This window comes from Robbsia sp. KACC 23696, from assembly GCF_039852015.1.
GTDB lineage: Bacteria > Pseudomonadota > Gammaproteobacteria > Burkholderiales > Burkholderiaceae > Robbsia.
On the sequence record NZ_CP156626.1, the window covers coordinates 278,080 to 291,493 of the forward strand.

General features: G+C 62.5%; 8 protein-coding genes and 1 pseudogene. All 9 read left to right on the forward strand.

Annotated features, from left to right (window positions below):
• The first annotated feature begins 136 nt into the window (after positions 1-136).
• The 9 genes and pseudogenes from ABEG21_RS01075 to ABEG21_RS01115 all read left to right on the forward strand — a co-directional run bounded on the left by ABEG21_RS01075 (position 137) and on the right by ABEG21_RS01115 (position 13,378).
• Complete coding sequence (locus tag ABEG21_RS01075) at positions 137-2,338, forward strand: polysaccharide biosynthesis tyrosine autokinase (RefSeq protein WP_347556557.1); 2,202 nt, start codon at positions 137-139, stop codon at positions 2,336-2,338.
• Positions 2,339-2,346: 8 nt separating this feature from the next.
• The gene (locus ABEG21_RS01080; protein WP_347555464.1) at positions 2,347-4,044 is read left to right on the forward strand and encodes a glucose-6-phosphate isomerase; all 1,698 of its coding nucleotides are present in this window, start codon (positions 2,347-2,349) and stop codon (positions 4,042-4,044) included.
• On the forward strand, positions 4,041-5,192 hold the full coding sequence (locus ABEG21_RS01085; protein ID WP_347555465.1) for a glycosyltransferase family 4 protein: 1,152 nt from the start codon (positions 4,041-4,043) through the stop codon (positions 5,190-5,192). Before ABEG21_RS01080 ends, ABEG21_RS01085 begins: the two co-directional genes overlap by 4 nt.
• Before the next feature lie 213 nt (positions 5,193-5,405).
• Positions 5,406-6,542 (forward strand): glycosyltransferase family 4 protein, encoded by a 1,137-nt coding sequence (locus ABEG21_RS01090; protein ID WP_347555466.1) that lies wholly within the window; start codon positions 5,406-5,408, stop codon positions 6,540-6,542.
• A 58-nt stretch (positions 6,543-6,600) separates the two neighbouring features.
• The gene (locus ABEG21_RS01095; RefSeq protein WP_347555467.1) at positions 6,601-7,581 is read left to right on the forward strand and encodes a glycosyltransferase family 2 protein; all 981 of its coding nucleotides are present in this window, start codon (positions 6,601-6,603) and stop codon (positions 7,579-7,581) included.
• Positions 7,527-8,690, forward strand: a pseudogene (locus ABEG21_RS01100) (glycosyltransferase family 4 protein); the annotation flags it as partial. The gene ABEG21_RS01095 and the pseudogene ABEG21_RS01100, both read left to right, overlap by 55 nt.
• 227 nt (positions 8,691-8,917) lie before the next feature.
• Positions 8,918-10,153 (forward strand): glycosyltransferase family 4 protein, encoded by a 1,236-nt coding sequence (locus tag ABEG21_RS01105; RefSeq protein ID WP_347555468.1) that lies wholly within the window; start codon positions 8,918-8,920, stop codon positions 10,151-10,153.
• On the forward strand, positions 10,150-10,917 hold the full coding sequence (locus ABEG21_RS01110) for a hypothetical protein (RefSeq protein ID WP_347555469.1): 768 nt from the start codon (positions 10,150-10,152) through the stop codon (positions 10,915-10,917). Before ABEG21_RS01105 ends, ABEG21_RS01110 begins: the two co-directional genes overlap by 4 nt.
• 58 nt (positions 10,918-10,975) lie before the next feature.
• Positions 10,976-13,378, forward strand: coding sequence for a hypothetical protein (locus ABEG21_RS01115; protein WP_347555470.1), 2,403 nt, complete (start codon positions 10,976-10,978; stop codon positions 13,376-13,378).
• Positions 13,379-13,414: the final 36 nt, after the last annotated feature.

The following is a 13,414-nucleotide window of genomic DNA, read 5'->3' on the forward strand; positions in this document are numbered from 1 at the left end:
CCCATGCCACGCCTCGCGTGTTGCCCGGCTCCGGCCGGCCACACGCGCCTCGGGGCCCGTTGCAGGACAGAACGGGCGGAATGTTGAATCGACCGGCAGAGAGAATTTGAATACCCCAGCTAACAACGTCGGGCAGATGGCCCAAGGCGGCGAACAGGAGGGTCTCGTATTAGGAGACCTGGTCCGTCTGTTCATCGAACAGATCTGGTGGATCGTCGGCATCACCGTCGTCGTCGTGGCGGCCGCCTTGGTCTATGTCCAGATCGCCACGCCGATTTATTCGGTGGACGCATTGGTACAAGTCGAGCAGCCCGACAATACTTCGTCGCCACTCGCCCAGCAGGCCAATGCGCTAAGCAGCCTGTCCGGCACGACGCTGCCCACGGCGGCGGAAATCCAGGTGATCGAAAGTCGCGACGTGCTCGGTCCGGTCGTGCATCAATTCAAGATGCAGTTCGGTGTCGCCCCGGTGACCTTTCCGGTCCTGGGCAAGCTCGCGCATCTCTTCGGTTCCAAGGGGCAGCTGTCGCGTCCGTGGTTTGGCCTGAAGGGCTATGCCTGGGGCGGCGAGCGTCTCGACATCGACGACATCACCGTGCCGGAGCGGATGGAGAACATGCCGCTGCAGTTGACCGCCGGCAAGAACAACACGTATGAACTCCGCGATCCGTCCGGCAACCTGCTGCTGAAAGGCACGGTCGGGCAGCCGGCCAGCGGCAATGGCGTGTCGATCCTGGTCAAGGGCCTGGTGGCGAATCCTGGCTGCCGTTTCACGGTGACCCGCCAGAACGAATTGGAAACGATCGAGGGCTTCGGCGCGGGCGTGGCGGTTGCCGAGCAGGGCAAGCAGACCGGCGTTATCCAGATCTCGATGACGGGCGCCAGCCCGGATAGCATCACGGCGCTGACGAATGCCGTGGCCGACTCCTATCTGCGGCAACATATCCAGCGCAAGCAGGAAGACGCCAGCTTGATGCTGAACTTCCTGAATCAGGAACTGCCGGAGCGTAAGGTGCAGCTCGAGCAGGCCGAGCAACGCTTGAGCGCGTTCCAGCAGAAGTCGGGGACCTTCAAGCCGTCGGAAGAAGCGAACGTCTATCTGCAAGGCGCCATCGACTACGAACGTCAGATCGGCGTTTTGAAGTTGCAGGAAACGGACCTGCTGCAACGCTATACGCGTGAGCATCCGATGGTGAAGTCGATCGAGCAGCAGATCGCTCAGATCACGGCGGCACGCGACAAATTTCAGGAACGTTTCAAGAGCATGCCGATCGACGAAGCCAATGCGCTGAGTCTGCAACGCGATGCGAAGGTCTCGGAAGATATCTACGTGCTGTTGTTGAACCGCGTGCAGGAATTGCAGATCCAGCGCGCCGGGACGACCGGTAATGTCCGGATTCTCGACCGTGCGATGCCGCCGGCAACGCCGATCAAGCCGAAGAAGGGCATGATCGTCGCGGCCTCGGTGTTCCTCGGGATCATCCTGGGCGCCTTGTTCGTGTTCGGTCGCAAGCAAATGTCGAGCGGTATCGAAGATCCGGACGTCATCGAGCGCACGATGGGGCTGCCGGTCATGGGCGCCGTGCCGCTGAACGCCGTTCAGGTGCGTTGGGACGAGAGCTACAAGCGGGCCCGCGACGGTCGTCGCGCGATTCTCGCGAAGTCCCTGCCGAAGGATCCGTCGGTCGAATCGCTGCGGAGCTTCCGGACCTCGCTGCAATTCGCGCTGGCCGATGCGCCGAACAATCTGCTGGCGATGTCCGGTCCGGTACCGGGTACCGGCAAGAGCTTCGTCTCGGTCAATATCGCGACCTTGCTCGCGGAAGCCGGCAAACGCGTCCTGCTGGTGGACGCCGACATGCGCCGCGGCCATTTGAACGAATACTTCAATCAGCCGCGCTTCCCGGGTCTTTCCGAAGCATTGTCGGGGACCTTGCCGGTCGAGCAGGTCGTGAACCAGACCGATATCGCCGGTTTGAGCACGATCTGGACCGGTGCGATCCCGGACAATCCGGCCGAACTGCTGATGTCGCCCGAAACACGCGACATTTTCGAGACGCTGAGCAACGCATACGACATCGTTATCATCGATACGCCGCCGGTGTTGGCGGTGACCGATGCGACGATCATCAGCAGCTTCGCTGGCAGTTCCTTCCTGGTGTTCCGTCACGGCATGCACGCGGAGCGCGAAGTGTCCGGTTCGATCAAGAAGCTGTCGCAGTCGGGTGGCCGTGTGGTGGGCGCGATCTTCAATGCGATCCCGAGCCGCGTCGCGAAGTACGGCAAGTACGGCGGCGGCAATTACCACTACGTCTATCAGTACGATAGTAAGGATTGAGTGCGCCGATGAGTTCGCTCAGTTCCGCCCCGTCCCTGCCACCGCGCCCCGCGGCCGATCCTGCGCAAGCAGGCGGCCCCGGGCAGCGGCAGGGCGGCGCGCGCCGGACCAGCTCGAAGGAATTCTGGGCGCTGCCCGTTGCGCAGATCGTCATTACGTTGCTGTTGATCGTCGCGCATCAGGGGACGCTGCTGGAGTTCGTGTTCCCGCTGATGTCGGTGGGGATCGGCGCGTGGTTCCTGAAGCGTTACCCGGTCTACTACGTCGGCTATTCGTGGTGGCTGTGGTTCGCCTCGTCCGAGATTCGGCGGCTGACCGACTTTTTCCACGGGACGTTCAATCCGACGAGCCCGATTCAGGTCGCCCCGCTCGCTGTGGCGATGCTGGCGCTATTCAGCCTGATGCGGCATGGCCGCTTCCTCGGTACCAAGAGTGGCATGCCCTATTTGTTGATGCTGGCGGGCACGCTCTATAGCTTTGCCGTCGGCATCGTCACCAATGGCTTGTTCTCGGCGATCTATGCTTTTTCAGGATGGCTGTATCCGATCCTGATGGCCTTGCATGCTTATTCGTTGTCGGAACGTTATCCGCAGTTCCAGCGGATGATGATGCGGACCTGGCTGTCGGGCACGATCTTCATGGGCATCTACGGCATCATCCAGTACGCGATCATGCCGCCCTGGGACGCGCTGTGGATGACCCTGTCCGGATTGACCAGCTCGCTGGGCGATCCGGTGCCCTTCGCCTCGCGGATGTTCGGGCCGCTCAATTCGACCGGGCCCTTCGCCGGCATGATCTCGGCGGGACTGCTGCTGTCGCTGGTTCCCGGCTATAAGTGGCGCTGGCTAACGGCGGCGCTCGGCGTGATCTGCCTGGGCCTGACGCTGGTGCGGTCGGCCTGGGGCGGGATGGCGCTGTCGATTATCTTGTTGCTGACGGTGCTGGACGCGAAGACGAAGATTCGCGTCATTTTTGGGGTGCTGATCGTCGCGATGCTGTCGGTGCCGGTGTTCACCAGCAGTTTGGTGTCGGGCCAGTTGAGCAAGCGCGTCGACACCGTGGGCGATATCAGCAACGACAACAGTTTCGCGGCGCGGACACAGTTCTATTCGAGCTTCCTTTCCACCGCGCTCGGCGACGTGGCGGGGCAGGGGATGGGGGCCGTGGGTACCGGCGCCCGCTTGAACGGCGGGGGTGCCAATGCGGCGCTGACGGCGTCGTTCGACAGCGGCGTCATGGAGCTGCCTTACACGCTCGGCTGGCCCGGCGTGCTGTTGTTCCTGATCGGTCTGTTCAGTTCCCTGGCGCGCGCCACCCGGCTGGCGATCAAGTACCGTCGCGACCGGTTCGTGATGGTCTGGTATGCCATCTCGATCGGCGTGCTGGCGCAGATCGTCTTCGTCAATACGCTCGTGGCTCTGGACGGCATGTTGTACATGATCGGCGTGACGATTCCGCTGATGGCGCATCGGTATTACCAAAGTCGCCGCGCTTTGCCGCGCGTCCCTGATCCGGTCGAACCCACCGACGTCGTTGCCACGCCGGTGACCGACGCGTCCGCCGTGGTGCCGTCGGCGGCCGCCGCAACCGCGCCGGCGCCGACCGTGCAACGTCCCATCGCGCGCACCGGCACGATCGTCAACCGCGCACCGCGGCCATCCGGCGGCGTGCATCAACGCATTATCAGCAAGAAGGGGGCGATATGAGATTGGCAGTCGTCCAACATGTGATCCGGGAGAACGACGGGCAAGGGCGTGTGAACCTCGAGGTGATCCGCGCGGCGCTCGCGCGCGGTTGGAAGGTGTTGTTGTTCGCGGCGGAATTGAAAACCGATTTCGCCGATCACCCGAATCTCACCTGGATCCGAATCGACTACGGCAAGCTGCCGACCTATATGCTGCGCTATCAGGTGTTTGCCTGGCGCAGCCTGCAGGCGATCCGCAAGCATCGCGGCGAGTTCGATATCCTGCACGCGAACGGCTTCATCACGTGGGCATCGGCCGATGTGAATGCGGTGCACTTTGTGCATCGGGGCTGGTATCGCAGCGGTTTCTATCCTTTTTCGCCGTTCGGCGGGCTGCGCTCGGCCTATCAGTACTTCTATACGCGGCTGAACATGTGCCTCGAACGTGTTGCGCTGAAGCGCGCGCGGACGATCATCGCCGTATCCAAGCGCGTGGGCGATGAACTGAAACAGGCGGGCATCGAAGGCGATACCGATGTGATCTTCAACGGTGCATCGGTGGACGCGTTTACCGACGTGCCGCGCAATCGTGCGCAGTTCAAACTGCCCGAGGACAAGTTCCTGCTGCTGTTCGTCGGCGATATCCGTAACTCGCGGAAGAACCTCGATACCGTGCTCCGGGCGATGGCGAAGCTGCCGCCCGAGATCGAACTCGCCGTAGGCGGCGAGGCGCGCGGCAGCGCGCATCCCAAAATGGCGCAGGATCTCGGCATCGCGGATCGCGTGCACTTCCTGGGGCACGTGACGGCGACGCCGCAGTTGATGGCATCGTGCGATGCCTTCGTCTTCCCGTCTCGATATGACCCGTGGGCGTTGGTGATCCCCGAGGCGATGGCGGCCGGATTGCCGGTCATCGCCTCGGCGCGTGCGGGGGCATCGGAGCTGCTCGGCAATGCCGGCGTCGTGCTGCAGGATCCCGACGACGTCGACGGCATGGTGCGGGCCGTGAAGACGATTCAGGGCGATTCGTCGTTACGCGCCACGATGCGGACCCGCGGCAGGGAGGCGGTCAAGCGCAACTCCTGGCAGGCGATGGCCGATCGTTATCTGGCAGTTTATGAACGCACGCTGGCTGAAAAGCAGCGAGGCGAGCCCCAAGCCGCGCGCTGACGTCGCGCTGGGGCAAGGAGCGCAGCAGAGCGAAAATCGCCGCGCGCTCAGATCGCACGCGCCCGGGGGCGTCGTGCATCACGTATGTGCAAGCGGGCAGACCGACCATCTCCCCGCGTAATGCGACTGTCCGGCGGGGCCAACCGGACCGATTGATCGAATGATGTGTCAGGCGGGATATGACGCCGACGTGCAGAGAATCGAGGGTCCCAGATGAACTCATTACAACTTGGCATGCACTGGTTCCCGGAGCGCCCGGGCGGCCTGGATCGCATGTACTACACGTTGTTCAACGCGCTGCCGGATGCGGGCGTGAACGTGCACGGGCTGGTGGCCGGCAACGGGCAGGCGGAACGCGATACCGGTGGCCGCATCCGCAGTTTCGCTGGAAAGGACGAGTCGATAGCGCGCCGCTTGCTGGCGAGCCGTCGGGCCATCCGCGAGGAAGTCCGGGCGTTCCGTCCGGACAATGTCGCCATTCACTTCGCGCTGTATGCCATGCCGGGGATGCAATATCTGGCCGATACACCGACGGTGATGCATTTTCATGGTCCGTGGGCGAGCGAGAGCGGCTTCGAGAATCCCACCGGCCTGACGCATGGGATCAAGGCGCATCTGGAGAAGTCCGTCTATAAGCGCTCGCAACGCCAGATCGTCTTGTCGCGAGCGTTTGCCACGGTGCTGGAAGAGCAGTACGGCATGGCGCGCGACAAGATCGAAATCGTGCCGGGCTGTATTCATACGCAATCGTATGAAACGGGGCTAACGCAACGGCAGGCGCGGGAAAAGCTGGGTCTGCCGACGGACCGCCCGATCATCGTCGCGGTGCGTCGCTTGGTGCGCCGCATGGGTTTGGAAGACTTGGTCGATGCGGTGGCGCAGTTGCGCGAGAAGTGGCCGGATCTGCTGCTGGTGATTGCCGGCAAGGGCCCGCTCTCGGAAGAATTGCGGGCGCGGGCGGAGGCGAAGGGCATCGGCGCGCAATTGAAGTTGCTCGGCTATGTGCCCGATGCCGATCTGCCGCTGGTGTATCAATCGGCGAATTTCAGCATCGTACCGACCGTCGCCCTGGAAGGTTTCGGCTTGATCACGATCGAATCGCTGGCCTGCGGCACGCCCGTCATGGTGACGCCGGTGGGCGGCCTGCCGGATGCCGTCAGTGGCCTGTCGCCGGATCTCGTCTTGCCGGCCACCGGCAGCGGCGCGATCGCGACGGCTATCGACGACGTGATGAGCGGCCGCTTGAAGTTGCCCGACAGCGAGGCCTGTCGCAGCTATGCCCGCACGCATTTCGACGTTCAAGTTATCGCCCAGCGTACGCGCGAAGTCTACGAGCGCGCGGCTGCGTGAACGGAACACGCGTCGTCCACGCCCGACAGGGCGTCAGCGCAAGATTGAGAGAGTCATTATGAAAGTCACGGTCCTAGTCCCCAGTTATCGCCGCCCGGCGGATCTGCTGAAATGCCTGAGCGCACTGCAGGCGCAGCAACGTCCGGCGGACGAGGTGCTCGTGATCGCGCGCACCGACGATCACGAAACCCGCGATGCCGTCGCCACAGCGCTCGCCAACGGTACGATCGCCGCCACCTTGCCGTTGCGCATCGTCGATGTGCAAGTGGGCGGCCAGGTGGCCGCCTTGAACGCGGGCCTTGCAGCAAGCCAGTACGACATCACCTGCATCACCGACGACGACGCCACGCCACATCCGGACTGGATCGCACGGATCGTCGCGCACTTCACCGCGGATCCGAAGGTCGGCGGCGTCGGTGGGCGGGATTGGGTGCATCACCGAGGCCAGCCCTTGACCGGCACGCGCGATCGCGTCGGCGTGGTCGAGCCGACGGGGCGCGTGATCGGCAACCATCACCTGGGCGCCGGCGCCGCACGCGAGGTCGACGTGTTGAAGGGCGCGAACATGAGCTATCGCACGGCGGTCATCAAGGCGATCGGTTTCGACCGGCGTCTGCGTGGGACCGGCGCGCAAGTGCATAACGATTTGTCGATGAGCTTGTCCGTGCGTCGTGCCGGATGGAAGCTGATCTACGATCCACAGGTGCAGGTCAATCACTATCCGGCTGAACGTTTCGACGAAGACGGCCGCAACGCGCCGAGCGTTGCCGCGTTGACGAATGCTGCCTACAACCTGCATCGCATCATGCTCGATCACTTCGGCGCGCGTGGTCCGCAGGTCTGCAACTGGTATCGCATGGTGGGCACGCGTGACGTGCCCGGCTATGTCCAGGTGCTGCGCCAATGGCTGCGTGGCGACAAACACATCATGACGCGGTTCCGCGCCACTCGCCAGGGTGCTGCGGATGCCATGCGGGACAATGCATCGGGGCCGACCAATCCGCCCCATGCCACGCCAACGGCGGAGGTTCATCGGTGAAGATCGCGATCATTCACGACTGGCTCGTGGTGTATGCCGGTGCTGAAAAGGTTCTGGAGCAGATGATCAACTGCTTCCCGGAGGCCGATATTTTCAGCACCGTCGACCATCTCGACGACGAGAAACGCGGCTTCCTCAAAGGCAAGCGGGCGACGACGACGTTCGTCCAGAACCTGCCGATGTCGAAGTCGAAGTACCGTGCTTATCTGCCCCTGATGCCGCTGGCGATAGAACAACTGGATCTGTCGTCCTACGATGTCATCGTATCCAGCAGCTATGCGGTGGCGAAGGGCGTGATCACCGGGCCGGACCAGGTGCATCTGAGCTATGTGCATTCACCGATTCGTTATGCCTGGGATCTGCAGCATCAGTATCTGCGCGAAAGCGGTCTCGACAAGAAGAAGAGCGGCTGGATCGCGCGAGCAATTCTGCACTATATGCGGAACTGGGATGTGCGCACCGCCAATGGCGTCGATCACTTCCTCTGCAATTCGGACTTCATTCGCCGGCGCATCTGGAAGGTTTATCGACGCGAGGCCGATGTGCTGTATCCGCCGGTGGATGTCGACGCCTTCTCGCTGCAGACGGACAAGGAGCCGTTCTATCTGACGGCTTCGCGAATGGTGCCGTACAAGAAGATGGATTTGATCGTCGCGGCCTTCTCGGCGATGCCCCATCGCAAGTTGAAGGTCATCGGCGACGGGCCCGATCTCGAAAAGATCCGCGCCAACGCGGGGCCGAATGTCGAGGTGATGGGCTATCAGCCGTTCAGCGAACTGAAGCGTCAGATGGGGAGTGCCCAAGCCTTCGTCTTCGCGGCGGAAGAAGATTTTGGCATCACGCCGGTAGAAGCGCAGGCGTCGGGAACGCCGGTGATCGCGTTCGGCAAGGGCGGTGCATTGGAGACGGTGGTCGATCTCGACGCGCCGGCGCCGCGTCGACCCACCGGCGTGTTCTTCGACGAGCAATCGATAGATAGCATTGTCGCCGCGGTGGATAAATTCGAAGCGAATCGCGACCGGTTCGATCCGAACGTTTGCCGCGAAAACGCACTGCGTTTCTCGAACGAATCGTTCCGGGAACAGTTCATCGAGGCGGTCGAATCGGCATGGTCGGCACGACGTGCCGCGGCCACCGCGCTGCGCAATGGCGAGCCGGTGGTGTTGCGTCGGAACGCGTCGTCGAGCGCGGGCACGACGGCGACCCCGCTAGCCCCGGCGACCCCGGCGCTGCCACAAGCGCCCGATCCGCATCCGGCGGCCGACACCGCCGGCCCTTCCGCGCCCTCGGCGGCGCAGCCCGGTGCTGCCGCGACACATCCATCGGACGCGCTCGTATGAAGATCCTGATGTCGATCCATCACACGATGGACAAACATGCAGGCGCGGCGGGCGTGACCTATAAACTCGCGCAAGCGTTTCGCGAGCAGGGTCACGAAGTGGACATGTTTTCGTTCGATAGTCTGGGGAAGCGCGCTTCGCAGTTTGGTGCGATTCTCTTCCCGTGGTCCGTGCTGCTGCATGTGATGCGGCATCCGGAATACGAGGTGCTCGATCTTTCATCCGGTGACGGCTGGGTCGTCAATGTGTTGAAACGTTTCGGTTGGCGAAAGAAGACTGTCAGCGTGACACGCAGTCACGGTCTCGAGCACGTGGTGCACGAGCAATTTGTTGAAAATTGTAAAAAGGGCGAACAGAAAAAATCCTGGAAGTATCCTATCTATCACGGTGGATACCGCTTGTGGGAAGTGGCGATGTCCTTTCGCCATGCAGACGCGGGCTTGTTCTTGAATCAAGCGGATCGCGAGTACGCCATTACGAAACTAGGCGTGCAACGCGACAAAGCGATCCTGGTGGAGAACGGTGTCGATAGCATTTTCGTCGCACGCGCCGCGGCAACGCTTACCGCATTGCAGGCGCATGACGCGGTAACTTCGACCGCCGTATCGGATGCCGTTACTGCCGCGCCTTTGGCCGCAGGCGTCGCGGCACCTGCCGGCTCTGCCATCGCGGCCAGACCGCGTCATATTGCATTTATCGGCAGCAACATTTTCCGCAAGGGCATTACGTATTTCAAGGCGGCGACGCTGCAGATCATGCAGCGGTATCCTGATATACGGGTCGCCTTTATCGGGACCGGTGAGAAGACCGGGACTGATGGCATCTTGAAAGACTACCCGGCTGCGCTCCATTCGAGAATAGCGGTTATCCCGCGTTATCAGAACCATGCCTTGCCAGAACTGCTGGAAGGTTATGGGATTCTGGGATTGACGTCGATCAGCGAGGGCTTTTCGCTGGTCGGCGTGGAAGCGATGGCCAGTGGTCTGGTGCCGGTGTGTTCGCGCATTCCGGGGCCGACCGAGTACATCGCGGACGAACGTAATGGCTTGCTGGTCGAAGCGCGAAATACGACGCAGTTGGTGGACGCTTTCACCAGACTGATCGAAGACGAGGCGCTCTGGGGGCGTCTGCATCACGCGGCACTGGAAACCTGCGAGCGCTTCTCGTGGCAGCGCATCGCAGCGCAGCAGTTGTCGTTGTTTGCATCATTGGCAAAAGGATTGGGGCGATGAAAAAAAGTCATAAAGAACAGATCTTGCTGTTGACCGCGACGATCAACCCGCTGCGGGGCATCGACAATCTGCGACATATCGATCCCGAGGCGCGTCTGCGCGAATACGCGAAAGCGTTGACGTTCTATCTGTCGCAGATGAAGGCCAATGAACGCCTGGTGTTCTGCGAGAACTCGGGCTCGGACCTGAGCGAATTACAGAAGGTCGTAGCCGAGCATGGCGCGCAAGAGAACGTCGAGTTCTTGAGCTTCTTCGGCAACGACTTCCCGCCGTCGAATGGCCGCGGCTACGGCGAGTTCAAGCTGATTCAGTACGCGATGGAAAACTCCCGCTTCATCCGTCATTCTTCGCCGACCGATACGGTGATCTGGAAGATCACCGGACGCTATATCGTTTCGAATCTGCGTCACATCATCGACTCGGCGCCGAGCGACTTCAAGGTGTACTGTAACTATCGCGACTATCCCAAAAAGGGATGGATGGATCTCTATCTGGTGGCGTGGACGCCCCAAGGTTGGGATCAATATCTCGATCAGGTCTATCACGAGCTGATCGACAGCCCGGACGGCCTGGTCGTCGCGGAGCACCTCGTGCGCCGCCGCCTGCACGCCCGTGGTTTCAAGGGGCCGTGCCGTCTGCGCGCCACGCCTGAATTGATCGGCGTGCGCGGCGCGGACGCGAAGGGTTACCACTCCGGCAAGAATCGCTACAAGTTCATGCTGCGCAAGACCTTGCGCGTCGTGACCCCCTGGCTCTGGATTTGATCGATCGGCGCATGCTGACGCTGCGCCGTTGAACCTTCGAAAAGGAACGCAACCGCCTATGACTACGCCGACGTCCAAACCGAAGCAAGCGCGCACCCTGTCCACGACGCGTTTCGTCGCGCCGACTTTGTTGACCATGGCGCTTGTGACGGTGTTCGGCGTAAGCGGCGTGCCCGATGCGTTTTCGCAATCGACGAGCGCGGCGGGCGGCGCCACGCTACCGGCAAAGACGTCCTGGCTTGGCAATTCCTTTCCAGGGCGTGTGGGCTGGGTGCAGAACAACATCGCGTCCCTCTATGTCGCGCCGGATGGCACCGTCTACGCCAATACGATCTGGGACGAGGGCGGCCATGAAGTGACGGCTTATCGCGATGGGCAGGTGGTCATGAGCGGCGATCATACACATGGCTCCGGCAATGCCGGTGGCATCGCGATCGCCGGCAATAGCCGCTATCTCTATACCGGTGCCGGCATCGGCAGCCCGGGATCCGGCCCGACGATGGGCAACTTTCCGGAACGTGGCCATTTTTGGTATGGCGTCACGCGTCGGCCGCTGAAGCAATTGAATGCCGGTGCGGCGTTCGCGTTGGGGCGCGGCAATCGTCTGAGCCCGATGCAGAACAGCTTTGCCTTGATTAGCGAGACGACCGACCAGGGCGGGAACGTCACCGGGCTTGCCGCATCGGAGTCCACGCTGTTCGTCTCGGATGCGACCGACAACAAGATCGTCGCCCTCGACGCCGAGACGATGGAGAAGCAGCGGGAATGGGCTGTCGATAGTCCGGGGCGGATCGCGGTGGATCCCTCGGACGGCAGCGTGTGGGTCATCGCGGAGTCGGGCAAGCAATGGACTGGCTCGAATCCGCCGGTGATCCGTCGCCCACGCGTGGCACTCGCGGCGCGGCAGAAAACCGCGACGCCAAATGAATCCGGCGGTGTGGCACCGAACGCCACGTCGTCCACGCCGCAGACATTGGGCGATCCTGCGATCCTGCATTTCACTGCCGACGGCAAGCCACTACCGGGCATTGCCGCGCTGGCCGACGAGGTCGTTCCAGTCGATCTGCACGTCGATGCGCAGCACCGCTTGCTGGTTGCCGACAATGGTCCGGGTCAGCAGATCCTCGTTTATGCGAAGGGAAGCGACGGCAAGTACACGGAGGGCACGGCGGTCGGCGTCAAGGGCGGCATGCTGTCCGCGCCCTCGGGCGAGGCCGGGCCGCTGCGCTTCAACGGCCTGACCGGCGTGTCGACCGATGCGAAGGGCAACCTGTATGTGTCGATGAATGGCCGGGGCCCGGACGGTGCGGCAACGCTCGGCTCGCAATTGCAGAGTTATGCCCCCTCGGGCAGCGGTTGGCAGAAGCAGAACTGGCAAGTACAGGGTCTGACCTTCGCCGATGTGGCGGTCCCGGATCCGAGCGATCCGGCGCACGTCTACACGCAGTCCTCGCGGTATGAGATGGACTACAACCGGCCGGCCGGTCAGGAAGCGCGTTACGACGCCACCACGCTGAACCGATTTAAGTACACCGACGATCCGCGCTTGCAGGCCAAACACCCCTTCATGACGGCGATGGAAGCGGTGCATATGGGAGGCAAGCCCTTCCTGGCGCTGACCGATATGTATTCGTCGCAGCTGTCGATTTATCGCCTGGGGCAGGACGGCGGCACGATCGCCACGCCAGCGACGATCATTTCGCGCGGTCATATGAATAACGGCGCGCCGCCGGGCCAGCCGGCCAAGGGCGCCGGCGGCAAGAGCGGCGGCTGGATCTGGCGCGACGCGAATGGCGATGCGCATTTCAGCGCCGATGAATACGTCAGCGATTCAGGCGACGACCGCGCCGGATGCGCGGGCTGGTGGATCGATACGCAGGGTAATGTCTGGGCGGCGATGGGGCCGGATGGCCTCAGACGTTATGCGTTCGGCGGCCTGGACGCGCACGGCGCCCCGATCTACCGCTACGACCAGGCGCAGAACACGGCGGTTCCGGCGCCATTCACGCGAATCCAGCGCGTGCAGTACGACGCCGCGACGGACACGATGTATGTCGCGGGCTATACGGCGGACAAGCCGGCCGACCCGAAGTTGTGGAAGGAGGCCGGGACCGTCTTCGCACGCTATGACAATTGGTCGAAGGGCAACCGCAAGGCACGCTTCACGATCGATATGCCGTGGAACCCCACGGGTAAGCCGCTGGTTTCGACGATTTCGATGTCGGTGGCAGGGGACTATCTGTTCACCGCCGAGTCCGTGACCGCGAAGATTCATGTCTACGACATGCGCAGCGGCAAGGAAGTAGGAACGATGGGGCCGGGCGCCGATGTCGGCAATGTCTCCGGTTGGGTCGATCTGACCATGGGGATGAGCGCGATCAAACGGGCGAACGGCGAGTATGTGGTGTTCGTCGAAGAGGACGCACGCAGCAAGGTGATGATGTATCGCTGGCACCCTTGAGGCCGGCAGTCGCGCGCCCGGCGCCACGAGAGAAAC

Coding starts and splice junctions, on each gene's coding strand:
- ABEG21_RS01095 (WP_347555467.1), top strand. CDS start 6,601: ATGAAAGTCACGGTCCTAGTCCCCAGTTATCGCCGCCCGGCGGATCTG.
- ABEG21_RS01080 (WP_347555464.1), top strand. CDS start 2,347: ATGAGTTCGCTCAGTTCCGCCCCGTCCCTGCCACCGCGCCCCGCGGCC.
- ABEG21_RS01085 (WP_347555465.1), top strand. CDS start 4,041: ATGAGATTGGCAGTCGTCCAACATGTGATCCGGGAGAACGACGGGCAA.
- ABEG21_RS01090 (WP_347555466.1), top strand. CDS start 5,406: ATGAACTCATTACAACTTGGCATGCACTGGTTCCCGGAGCGCCCGGGC.
- ABEG21_RS01110 (WP_347555469.1), top strand. CDS start 10,150: ATGAAAAAAAGTCATAAAGAACAGATCTTGCTGTTGACCGCGACGATC.
- ABEG21_RS01075 (WP_347556557.1), top strand. CDS start 137: ATGGCCCAAGGCGGCGAACAGGAGGGTCTCGTATTAGGAGACCTGGTC.
- ABEG21_RS01105 (WP_347555468.1), top strand. CDS start 8,918: ATGAAGATCCTGATGTCGATCCATCACACGATGGACAAACATGCAGGC.
- ABEG21_RS01115 (WP_347555470.1), top strand. CDS start 10,976: ATGACTACGCCGACGTCCAAACCGAAGCAAGCGCGCACCCTGTCCACG.